The 10943-nt window shown below is 35.4% G+C and carries 13 protein-coding genes; 5 read left to right on the top strand and 8 right to left on the bottom strand.

Going from position 1 to position 10943, the window contains the following annotated elements; all coding sequences use genetic code 11:
• The 4 genes from DN393_RS06820 to DN393_RS06805 form a co-directional block, all read right to left on the bottom strand.
• Positions 1–940: SH3 domain-containing protein (locus tag DN393_RS06820; protein WP_149173385.1), on the bottom strand; the 940-nt coding region annotated here is incomplete at its 3' end.
• Positions 941–1388: 448 nt separating this feature from the next.
• A complete protein-coding gene (locus tag DN393_RS06815) occupies positions 1389–2540 on the bottom strand; it encodes an ABC transporter permease (RefSeq protein ID WP_406655986.1) in 1152 nt (383 codons plus the stop codon).
• Positions 2541–2566: 26 nt separating this feature from the next.
• Positions 2567–3241, bottom strand: coding sequence for an ABC transporter ATP-binding protein (locus tag DN393_RS06810; protein WP_064473881.1), 675 nt, complete (start codon positions 3239–3241; stop codon positions 2567–2569).
• Positions 3238–4344: an efflux RND transporter periplasmic adaptor subunit gene (locus tag DN393_RS06805; RefSeq protein WP_064473880.1), complete on the bottom strand. Its 1107-nt coding sequence runs from the start codon at positions 4342–4344 to the stop codon at positions 3238–3240. Before DN393_RS06805 ends, DN393_RS06810 begins: the two co-directional genes overlap by 4 nt.
• A gap of 211 nt (positions 4345–4555) precedes the next feature.
• Here DN393_RS06805 and DN393_RS06800 point away from each other — a divergent pair, with 211 nt between their 5' ends.
• The 3 genes from DN393_RS06800 to DN393_RS06790 all read left to right on the top strand — a co-directional run bounded on the left by DN393_RS06800 (position 4556) and on the right by DN393_RS06790 (position 7251).
• The gene (locus tag DN393_RS06800) at positions 4556–5290 is read left to right on the top strand and encodes a YwaF family protein (protein WP_064473879.1); all 735 of its coding nucleotides are present in this window, start codon (positions 4556–4558) and stop codon (positions 5288–5290) included.
• Positions 5291–5378: 88 nt separating this feature from the next.
• Positions 5379–6245: an ABC transporter permease subunit gene (locus DN393_RS06795; protein ID WP_064473878.1), complete on the top strand. Its 867-nt coding sequence runs from the start codon at positions 5379–5381 to the stop codon at positions 6243–6245.
• A 1-nt stretch (position 6246) separates the two neighbouring features.
• Positions 6247–7251 (top strand): ABC transporter permease, encoded by a 1005-nt coding sequence (locus tag DN393_RS06790; RefSeq protein ID WP_064473877.1) that lies wholly within the window; start codon positions 6247–6249, stop codon positions 7249–7251.
• Between the two features lie 35 nt (positions 7252–7286).
• Here the strand turns inward: DN393_RS06790 and brnQ2 are convergent, their stop codons facing one another.
• From brnQ2 to DN393_RS06770, 4 genes are all read right to left on the bottom strand, one after another.
• Complete coding sequence (gene brnQ2 / locus DN393_RS06785; RefSeq protein WP_064473876.1) at positions 7287–8603, bottom strand: branched-chain amino acid transport system II carrier protein BrnQ2; 1317 nt, start codon at positions 8601–8603, stop codon at positions 7287–7289.
• Between the two features lie 217 nt (positions 8604–8820).
• The gene (gene cotJC, locus DN393_RS06780; RefSeq protein WP_000265283.1) at positions 8821–9390 is read right to left on the bottom strand and encodes a spore coat protein CotJC; all 570 of its coding nucleotides are present in this window, start codon (positions 9388–9390) and stop codon (positions 8821–8823) included.
• A gap of 12 nt (positions 9391–9402) precedes the next feature.
• The gene (locus DN393_RS06775; RefSeq protein WP_000194954.1) at positions 9403–9666 is read right to left on the bottom strand and encodes a spore coat protein CotJB; all 264 of its coding nucleotides are present in this window, start codon (positions 9664–9666) and stop codon (positions 9403–9405) included.
• An 8-nt stretch (positions 9667–9674) separates the two neighbouring features.
• A complete protein-coding gene (locus DN393_RS06770) occupies positions 9675–9890 on the bottom strand; it encodes a spore coat associated protein CotJA (protein WP_064473875.1) in 216 nt (71 codons plus the stop codon).
• A gap of 108 nt (positions 9891–9998) precedes the next feature.
• Between DN393_RS06770 and DN393_RS06765 the strand changes: the two genes are divergently transcribed.
• Both DN393_RS06765 and DN393_RS06760 read left to right on the top strand, forming a co-directional pair.
• Entirely contained in the window at positions 9999–10409 is a 411-nt protein-coding gene (locus tag DN393_RS06765) for a VOC family protein (RefSeq protein WP_064473874.1), read from the top strand.
• A gap of 241 nt (positions 10410–10650) precedes the next feature.
• Positions 10651–10932 carry a YkvA family protein gene (locus tag DN393_RS06760; protein WP_000733852.1) on the top strand — a complete coding sequence of 94 codons (282 nt, stop codon included), beginning with the start codon at positions 10651–10653 and terminating at the stop codon, positions 10930–10932.
• The last annotated feature ends 11 nt before the right edge of the window (positions 10933–10943 follow it).

Below are 10943 nucleotides of genomic sequence, written 5' to 3'. Positions count from 1 at the left end.
CTTCTTGAGCTTTAGCTGCTTCACGAGCTTTAGCTGCCTCTTGAGCTTTAGCCGCTGCTTGAGCTTCAGCTGCTGCCTCGGCTTTAGCCGCTTCACGAGCTTTAGCTGCTTCCCCGGCCTTAGCTTCTGCTTGAGCTTCAGCTGCTGCCTGAGCTTTAGCTTCTGCTTGAGCTTTAGCTGCTTCACGAGCTTTAGTTGCCTCTTGAGCCTTAGCTTCTGCTTGAGCTTCAGCTGCTTCACGAGCTTTAGTTGCCTCTTGAGCCTTAGCTTTTGCTTGCGTTTCAGCTACTTCACGAGCTTTAGTTGCTTCCACAGCTTTAGCTGTATCTTGAACTTTAGTTGTTTTTTCCACTTTAACTGCTGGTTGAACTTTAACTGGAGCTTTACCTGTTAAGTAAGGAACATGAACATAAGCTGTTTTTCCGTTATATTCAAATTGAATCCAGTCATTTTGCACTTGGTGTGTTGTTTCGATTACGTCATCCTGTTTCAACTTACCAATAATTTCTGAGTCTGTGTTTGCACCAGCACGTACGTTTAATACGTTTGCTGTTACGTAGTAAGTGTCTTTTGTATAGTCAGCGCTAATGAAAGCTTCTTTACCGCTATTCAATTTCACTTTTGACCATCCGTTTTCTGTATGTAAAACGTTAACTTTATATCCATCTAATAACTTTCCGACAACTTGTGATTCAGTAGTTGGGTTTTCTCGTACGTTTAGTACGTCAGTTGTTACAATCGTTTCTGCTTTAGCAGATGTTGTGAAAATCCCAAGACCAAAAACCGCTGCTGTTGCTATACCCATAAATTTTTTCATAATAGCCTCCATTGCATTTGTTTTCGTTGACCTCATTATAGCAACCATTATTTTCTTATTTGCGGAAAACACAAAACTACAAAGCATTCGTAACGGGTCATTAATATTCTGTAATAATTCCAGTAATATCCTAAAAGCGCTTTCTTATAGTTGTTAGGGGAGGTTAGAGCATGTGATACATAAAAATGAGAGTATTTCAATTTCTAATAGGTTAATAATGTTTCTGTAGTATTACGTAATTATTTCTTAATTGTTACAAAAACGACGTTTTTTGCTGTTGGAACAGGAGATTAGTTATGTAAAGATAACTATTTTAGTTGTGGAGAAATATAAATGAGGTGAAAATCAATGAAATATCGCTATAATTGTTACAAAATAAGTCGAGGTATGGAAAAAATTACGCCTTGATTTTAGTCTTTCACATATTATTTTTGCAATAATAGGATTCTATAATAGCTTTAGTACGCTAAAATAATTAAAGGTGTTGATAACGTGAAACATATATAATAGAAGAAACACGATTTAATAGATAAATAAAAAACGTAGGAGTTGACACTCCTACGTTTTTTATTTACTCATATCGTAAACATTCAATTGGATCAAGTTTTGCAGCTTTGTTCGCTGGTAGTAAACCGAATGCAATACCGATTAGCATTGAGATACCTACTGAAAGAAGTCCAAGTTCTTTTGAGATAACGAGTGGCCATCCGGCAAAGATTGAGACGATCCAAGCGAAGAAGATACCGAGCATGAATCCGATGAAACCACCGAGTCCTGTTAAAATACAAGATTCAATTAAGAATTGTGTTAATACTTTACCGCGCGTTGCACCAAGTGCTTTACGAATACCGATCTCACGTGTACGTTCTGTTACAGATACAAGCATAATGTTCATTACACCGATACCACCAACAAGTAAAGAAATAGCAGCGATACCACCGAATACCATTTTCATCATACCGATGGACTCGTCTAATTGCTTCGTAAATTCACCTAAATCTTGTGCTTCGAATTTATGCTCAAATTTAGGAGCTTTCATTTCGTTTAAAACAGAAGCAGCTTGTTTTTCTACACTTTTACGTTCTGCTGGCGAAGTTAATATTAATCTTACAGAGTCATACTCAGTTACTCCTGAGATTACAGGAGCGTTTTCAAGTGATGTATAACCTTCTGACATAGCCATTCCGAAATCATTTTTTGCTTCATACACACCGACTACTTTATATGGCTTTCCTTTTATATCAGTATATAAATTTGATTCCCAACCATTAAACAATTTGTTGAAAGCTTCTTCATTTAAAATAACAGCAGGAATTGCTTGCTTTAATTCACTATCATTTAATTCACGACCGTGAACTAATTTTATTTTCGCATCTGTCATGAAGGCGCCTGTTCCACCTTTTAAATCAAGAGAGACATCTTTTGAACCAGAAGATGCTTTTACTTTCATACTTACATCTGGATACACATCTTTAACACCAGGAACAGTTTGAAGACGTTTTAACATATCAGCTGTAATTTTGGCACTATCAGTTCCGTAATCAGGGTTGTTGTAGTAAATCGTTACTTCAGTATCTTTTCCTTGGCCTAACTCTTTTTTAAACTTTGCGTTTGTACCATCACCCATTGAGATGATAGTAATAATGGCACTAATACCGATAATAATACCTAACATCGTTAATATAGAACGCATTTTATGGGCAAAGATAGAGGAAAGGGCCATGCGTATATTTTCACTCGTGTTCAAAATTAACCTCTCCAATCTTGGACGATATTTCCGTCACGAATTACAATTTGACGTGCTGCAGCTTCCCCGATTTCACGATCATGGGTAATCATAATGATTGTTGAGCCTTGTTTGTTTAATTCGTAAAAGAGGTCCATAATTTGTGTACTCGTTTTCGTATCAAGTGCACCTGTCGGTTCATCGGCTAAAATGAACTTTGGATTATTTACGATTGCACGTGCGACTGCGACACGCTGTTTTTGTCCACCTGATAATTCGTTCGGTAGGTGAGTAGCACGATCAGCTAAGCCTACTTTTGTTAAAGCGGCTAATGAGCGCTCACGTCTTTCTTTTTTATCAACTCCAGCGTAAATAAGAGGTAATTCTACATTTTGAAGTGCTGTAAGTCTCGGTAATAACATGAAGTTTTGGAATATGAACCCAATCTCTTTATTACGAACGCGTGCAAGTTCTGTCTCAGACATGTTTGAAATATTTTGACCAGCTAGTTCATACGCACCTGTCGTTGGTTTATCTAAGCAACCGATAATGTTCATTAATGTTGATTTACCAGAACCAGATGGTCCCATAATAGAAGTGAATTCTCCCTGGTTCAGTGTTACGTCAATGCCGTGTAATATTTGAACGGATTCTGCGCCATTTTGGAAAGATTTCGTGATGCCTTTTAAGTTAATCATTCAACGACAACCTCCATACCATCTTTTAAGTCTTTTTCAGGTTTAGAGATAATTTGCTCTCCTTTTTTCACTCCAGAAACTTTTGCTTCGCTATCAGTCTCGAATTCAACAGTAACTGCTTGTTCTTTCGCTTTACCGTCTTTTACAACGAAGACAACATTTTTGTCACCTTTTTTCACGATGCTGCCTTTCGGAACAATTGTACCAGTTGCTTCGCCAGATTTACTTGTTACGTAAACGTGGAAGCCGTTTTGTAATTCTTCACTATTGTCTAATGTGACAGTGAATTGATAGTTAGAAACTGTTTTATTTTCGTCCATGCTCTTTAATGGTGTAGAACCGATTTCTGTTACTTTTCCTGTCCAAGTCTTACCAGCAACCGTTTTTGATGAAACAGTTACTTCTTGCCCAACTTTCATACTAGCAAGCTCATATTCAGAAAGTTGACCTTTTACTTTAAATGGACCAGCGTGACGAAGTGTAATGCCGCTCATACCTGTTTTTTCATCAGCAATTTTTACGATGTCATCAATTACGCCATCAGTAGGGCTCGTTACAGAAAGTGTGTTTACTTTCTCTTTTGCTGCTTTAATCATTTCATCAGATTTTTCAACTTCAAACTTTTTCATTTCAATTTGTGATTCTAATTGTTGTACTTCGATTTCTGATGCTTTTAATGCTTCAGCAGGAAGGCCTGCATTTTTATCTTTTTGTAATTTTTGTTTCGCTGCATCAATTTGTTTTTGGAACAATGTTACTTCTTTTTGTGCGATTTTCTTTTGCATTTCTGCTTCTGTTACACCTTGTTTCGCAGTAGGGTCATTATATTTAAAAAGGAGTTGACCTTTTTTTACTTCATCACCTTTTTTTACAGCTAATTCATACGTACCTTTTGTTGGATCGAATGAAATTGTTTCGATGCCGTTTGGAATGACTTCACCGCCAAATTTTTGCGCGTTTTCAATTTGTTTTTCTGTTACTTTATATCCGCTATATGCCATTGCTACTTCTGAACCACCGCCACCAGCAAATGCAAAATATGATCCAGCTGCAATTCCGATTGCTACTACACTAGTAATTAACACTTTATTTTTCTTCTTCATCTATTTATCACCTTTTCGTTCGTTTTAGTATCTACATTAAGTATAGAAGAGGTGAAGAATCTGACAAATCGTTTTAGCTTACAATAACCTTACAGTTTTGTAAGGTATGAATATGTAAATGTAAGGTAGAGCTTGTCCAAGTGTGAGCAAATGAATTGACTCGTCGTTTTTTTCTTACAATAATATTGTATGAAGGAGAGGAGGAGGCAAGATGGAAGCTTATTTTAGTGCGCATCCATTAAAACCATTTATTCCATACTCAAGGCAACACGTCCTTATATTATTTATTATGTTAGTGGGGATATTTTTTCTGTATCAATACCAAGATGTATTACGGCAAAGTGAGTGGAATATAACGGTTCGATATGCGATTGCATTTTTATTTATTGGAAGTGAAATTGGACTTCATATGTGGGAATGGAAAGCAGGGATTTTTGAACTAGCCACTTCATTACCATTTGAGCTATGTACGATTAGTTTATTGTTAGCGTCGATTATGATTGTAACGAAAAGTTACCGCATATATGAGATTGTATTTTTTACAGGAATTATCGGTGCATCACAAGCTATTTTAACGCCGAACGTGCAATATGCTTTTCCGCATTTTCGCTTTATAGAATTCTTCGTTGCACATGTATTGCTCATTTGGGCGCCACTCTTTATGACGTGGGTAGAAGGATATAGACCGACCTTGCAATCAATTAAGCGTACGATGATATTTTTAAACATAGTAATTCCAATCGTTTCTTTTGTGAACTACAAAACAGGTGGCAATTATATGTTTTTAGCTCGTAAGCCAGAAACTGCTTCATTACTTGATATGTTAGGGCCGCACCCTTACTATATTATTTCATTAGAAATAGCTGCGCTTATTGGATGTTTTATTTTGTATATGCCGTTTGCGAAAAGAGAAGGGCATGCGCATAAAGAATCACTAGGATCATAACCTAGTGATTTTTTTGTGTGAATATTTACAATTCGGAAAATTAAGAATAAAATTAAGTGGTAAATTATATAGAGAGAGAAGGGAAAACGTGGTCAAAAAAGTTTTTCTGAATGGGATGGAAGTGACGGTTCAATTTATTATTTCGATTTTGGGTATTATTTGTTTAGGGGCACTGCCAAAATTATTTTATGGATTTGAGCTGCATGTATCAAGGTACATACAGAGTTTAAAAGAAGTGTTTGTGAACTTAATGGATATCTCTAATTTTCAATATGTGAGAGGTAAATTTTTATTTCCGCAGTTGTTCGTCCATTATAAAGAAACGATTGTTATTTTTTTAGCTGCTTTTTTTATTTCATTATTTGTAGCATTTTGTATTGTTTATGTGATTATGAGTAGTTCACCGCGTATACAACATCGCATTAAATCATTTCTCATCTTCTTAGAATCTATTCCAGACATTCTACTTATTTTAGTATCACAAATTTTAGTTGTATGGTTTTTTAAACAAACAGGTTTTTTGCCCTTTCAAATTGCATCAATTGGAGGCGAATCAATTAGAGGATTACCAATATTTTGTTTGAGTATACCGACTACGATTTTGTTTGTAAAAATGTTAGTGCTTCGTTTTGAAAATGAGCTAGAAAAAGATTATGTACTTTTTGCTAAGGCGAAAGGGCTGGATCGTTTTCATATTTTAAATCGTCATATTTTACGAAATGTGTTGCTTAGTACAATTTTCTTTGCAAAAACGAATATCTTTTTTATGTTATCTAATTTATATATTATAGAATGGATTTTTAATACGGGTGGTATTTTTATGTTTTTGAAATCGTATGAGGGTATTAGGATTGAGGTTTTCATCGTTAGTGTGCTGCTTATTTATATTCCGATTTTTATTTTGTTTAAATTGTTTCATTATCTCATTCCAGCTGCGATGAAGGAGAGACTATAATATGTGGACGTATATAAAACGCGATAAAAGATTTTGGATAAGCATTGGGTTTCTTCTCATATTAGTTCTTTTGAGCATCGGAAATACGATATGGAATGATGGACATATTAGACAAGTTACGTTGCAATATGATGCGGATGAAAATCCAGAAGTTCCACCGTTTTCACCTTCATTCCAATTTTTACTTGGGACAGATCGGAAAGGATACGACCTGTTACATGTAGTCATTGAAGGTGCGAAGTGGACAATTGGTATATCTATTTTAATTGCGGCACTTAGAATGGTAATAGGTGTGTTTTTCGGTGTCGTACTCGGAACATATGTAAAAAGAGGTTTTTCAAAAATCGAGGCTTTTTTTGATAGTTTTACAGTTATTCCGACAGTTATGATTGCATATTTTTTTCTTCAATCTGCAAATGCATTTGGGAGTGGAGAGGAAACAACAACCTTTTTTGAAAGAGCTTCGTTTCAAGTTTTATTACTTGTAATGCTTGTGATGCCAGTTATTGCACTGTATGTTGCGAAGGAAGTCCGTAAGCTGAGAACCGAAGAATTTATTGAAGCTGCGTGCATATTAGGTGGATCGAGAAGGCACATTGTTATAAAGCATATTTTTCCGCATCTTTATATGACGTTTATACTTGTATTTTTCCAGCAGTTTACGCAGACTCTTACTATTTTACTGCACTTAGGATTACTGGAAATATTCTTTGGTGGAACAGTTCAGTTTTTAGGACCGATAGAAGAAATAGAATCTTACACGCATGAATGGTCAGGTTTAATTGGAGTCTATTTTAGATCATTAACAGTGAATCCGTGGATTCCGCTCGTTCCCATTACATTTTTTGGACTTACTATTTTTTCAGGAAATATGATTGTAAAAAGTATAGAAGAGGCGATGATGAAAGTAAGGTTAGGAGGAGAGATAAAGAAGGACGCTATAGAAGAAGAACAATCTGCTGTGCAGTCAAAAGAAGAGTTATTTACTTTTAAACATACGATGTGAAAAGAAGCAAGCATGGAGTTCATGCTCGCCTCTTTTTATTTTGTAGAAACTTCACCTTCAGCTTCTGTTTGCGGAATAAAGTATCCGATTATACCACCGATAATTGCAGGAATAATCCAGCCGATTCCTAAGTTATAAAAAGGAATGGTGTGTACGATATTAGCGATAAAACTTGGTATCAATTCCACATTATCAAGTGCATGAATACAGCTAATAATGAATGCTGCGAGCATTGATCCGATGTAGACAGAAGGTTTACGTTTCGTATATTTATCAATAAATGATACGAAAATTAAAATGATTGTAATTGGATACAAAATGATTAATACAGGTAATGTAATTTTTATTAATAAGCTTAATCCTAAGTTTGAAATCACGAAGCTAAAGATACAAACGTATAGTACGAGTTTCTTATATGAAACATTTGTTAATACTGTTGCGAAATAGTTGGCGAATGCACTTACAACGCCAATTGCTGTCGTTAAACAAGCGAAGATAATGGCGATACTTAATAAAACATTACCGCTTGTCCCAAAGAATTGATACATAACAGTAGCTAATAGTTGACCACCGTTTTCAAATTGTCCTAAGTTGCCGTTTGAAGCGCCGATATAACCGAGTAAGAAATAAACAATTGTTAAGAATAGAGCTGCAATGCTTCCGCAAATAATTGTATATTTCGCAATTGATTTCTTCTCTTGTATACCGTTTTGGCGAATTGCATTTACAACAATTGTTGATAATACAAGTGCTCCAATTGCATCTAACGTTAAAAATCCTTCAAGAAATCCTTTAAAAAATGGAATTTCTTTATAGTCACCAACAGGTTCTGTAAACGTTCCTGGTGAAAGAATCGCTTTTGTTGCCATAATTGCAATAATTCCAAGTAAAATTGGCGTTAATATTTTTCCAATATGATCTACTAATTTTGATGGATTTAATGATAAGAAGTAAACGACTATAAAGAAAATCGCACTAAAGATTAACATAGAGTACCATTGGTCCGGGAAAAGTGGTGCAATCCCAATTTCGTAAGATACAGATCCAGTTCGTGGAATAACAAATAGTGGGCCGATTGAAAGATAAATAATGATAGCGAATATTGCTGCGAATTTTGGATGAACACGGCTTGCTAAAGTGTTGAAACTACCACCGGCAAGGGCAACAGCGACGATAGCTAGTAAAGATAAACCGACGTCTGTAATAATAAATCCTGTAATGGAAATCCACATATTTTCTCCAGAAGAAAGACCGAGAAGGGGCGGGAAAATCATATTACCAGCACCGAAGAAAACTGCGAATAGTAATAAACTAATCGAAAGTATTTGCGCTGGTTTTAAAGTTGTACGCATATAAAGAAAATCCTCCTAATGAGTGTTTTTGTCGAAAATTCAAATAATTTGTCGAGTAACTGTTACTATTTTAAAGGTCTGATGACTAGAAAGCAATAGGGAATTTTGAAAATATTAAAAAATAATGCATTAAATCGAATAAATATACTATTTATATCTTTAATAGGAAGGATTTAACTTTTAACATAAAAAAACACATATCGCTAGGATACGTGTTTTAAAAAAATATTTTTTTATCACGTTCTTCTTTTAAAATTTCAACTGCTTCTCGGAAACGTTGTGAATGGACAATTTCTCGTTCACGTAAGAAGCGTAAGCTGTCATTTATGTCAGGATCGTCAGATAAATCAATGAGCCATTGATAAGTTGCTCTTGCCTTTTCTTCAGCAGCAATATCTTCATATAAATCTGCAATAGGGTCTCCTTTTGCTTGAATATAAGTAGCAGTAAAAGGAACGCCACCAGCATTATGATAAAACAAAGCACTATCATGATTAGCGTACTGTGCGTCTAATCCTGCAGCTTTCATTTGCTCTGGTGTTGCATCTTTTGTTAATTTATAAATCATTGTCGCAATCATCTCTAAATGTGCGAATTCTTCTGTGCCAATGTCGGTTAGTAAGCCGACAACTTTGTCAGGAATTGTATAACGCTGATTTAAGTAGCGAAGAGCAGCAGCCAGTTCGCCGTCGGCACCGCCATACTGTTCAACTAATAATTTGGCGAGTGCTGGATTACAAGTACTCACTTTAACTGGATATTGTAATTTCTTTTCATAAATCCACATAGTTTCTCTCCTTTATATTTGCCATGGCCACGGTCCTTTGCTCCATTCCCATGGAGCGTTAGAATAACTATTTCCAAACTGCTGAAGTGGCCCGTATTTTTCTTCAATTTTTTGTTGTAATACTCTTCGTTTATAGGAGAAATCGTTGAATTGATTTATAGCTGCAGTATCGTTTGGGTGCGTATCTAAATAGAGGGTAAGTTCAACTAATACAAAGTCTAGTTCTTGTAGTTCTTCAATCCATTTGTAATATTCATCAGGCAATGTCTGTGTCATGTTTTTATTCACCGTCCTTTTTTGTAAGGATTTTCATAAAAATCATAAAAAGCAGGCCACAGAGTTCCTTTTCGTAAAGCTTCTTTTGGTGGGAATTGGGGTAGGTTAGGTGGTTGAAAGCCCATAAATAGGTGTGGGGGAGTTGAGTAATATTTTTTTCCAATTGGAGGGCAAGGGTCGTTTGGGCTATGGAAAGGTATGTAGGATTTCATAAATTCATCCATGTTACACGCCTCCTTTATAAATGAAATATTCATCACTAAGTATTGTATTCGTACATAATTGCAAATTATGACTCATATAGAAAACTAAAAGAGGCAGGGGGAGTGCGGATGGAAAGTGTTACAACATGTATTGTATTAGAATCTAAAAACTTAAAGGAAACATTATATTTTTATGAAGGAATTCTAGGGTTTAAACCGAGCAAGGAGAGGCCACAAATACGTGTAACAGGTGTGTGGTATGATATCGGTTCAACGAGAATTTGTTTTGTTGTAAATAGGGGACTGGGAGAACATAGAGAGACCGTTATATCATCAGTGAAAGAACTATTGTTAAAAACTACAAATATCGAGCGGTTAAAGAAAAAGTTAGTGTTTTATCAAATATCATTTGTAGAAGAGCACCATGGCGAAGAAGTTAGAATAATATTTCATGATCCAGATGGTTATACACTCCAATTCCTTTTCATAGAGAACAGGGAAGAGAGCCTTTTACAATGTAATAATCTGGATGTCGAATGAAAAAAATATTGACAAGCTTAGGCAAATATTTTAATGTGATTGTATAAAACTGTGTATATAAAGGGGAGTAACTTATTACAGTAAAGTCGTCATTACAGGGAGAAACCCTCGGCTTTATTGGCAACGTTTCGTTGTTAGTGAGACCTTTACCAGCAATGGTAAAGGCCCCTTATTGTCTTTTTTAGGACCCTTACCATATTTGGTAGGGTCCTTTTTGTATACAAAGAGAGGAGAAATAAAAATGAAAAAACTTATTAGTAGATTAAGAGTTGTATTTCATGTTCGTCGTTTCGTTCCATTTCTATTTGACTTTTTTACTTCAAAAGAGGTTTCAATAAAGAAGAAAATTTTATCTGTTGCTTTTTTAGTTGGGTATGTTGCGATGCCGCTTGATTTAATTCCAGACTTCCTGCCGTTTATCGGTATTTTAGATGATATCGGAATTGTGTTATTCATTTTGAATCGAATTGTAAAAATGGCGCCAGTACAATTGCAAGAAAAGCATAACGTAAACGTAGGATAGGAGTTGAAAAT

The sequence above is a fragment of the Bacillus sp. BPN334 genome (assembly GCF_008368885.1).
In the GTDB taxonomy this organism is placed as follows: domain Bacteria; phylum Bacillota; class Bacilli; order Bacillales; family Bacillaceae_G; genus Bacillus_A; species Bacillus_A wiedmannii.
Note: the sequence above shows the minus strand (reverse complement) of the source record. Positions and strands in the feature narration are given on the sequence as shown.